Source organism: Candidatus Protochlamydia sp. W-9 (assembly GCF_001950615.1).
GTDB classification, from domain to species: Bacteria; Chlamydiota; Chlamydiia; order Chlamydiales; family Parachlamydiaceae; genus Protochlamydia; species Protochlamydia amoebophila.
This window is the reverse complement of record NZ_BCPZ01000233.1, coordinates 1-204: the sequence shown is the minus strand read 5'-3', so window position 1 is coordinate 204 and position 204 is coordinate 1. Positions and strand designations below refer to the sequence as shown.

Here is a 204-nt window from a genome sequence, read left to right as displayed (position 1 = left end):
GCGGACCCACACCCAGTGTGGCTAAAAATTTATTTATACTAAGCTCTCGTTTTTCAGCATCTGAATTTGGATAATGTGAGTTAATATCCGAGCTAGGAATAGAACTTTCGTCATCAGAGCTAGAACTAGAACTTTCGTCATTCGTTGAGACTTTTTGACTTATCAAATCAACTTTTTTCTTACTATTTAAACCAGGTGGATTTG

General features: G+C 36.3%; 1 protein-coding gene. It reads right to left on the bottom strand.

Features of this window, described 5'->3' with window-relative positions; translation table 11 throughout:
- A partial coding sequence (locus BU804_RS07445) for a hypothetical protein (RefSeq protein ID WP_143298953.1) occupies window positions 1–204 on the bottom strand: 204 nt, incomplete at both ends.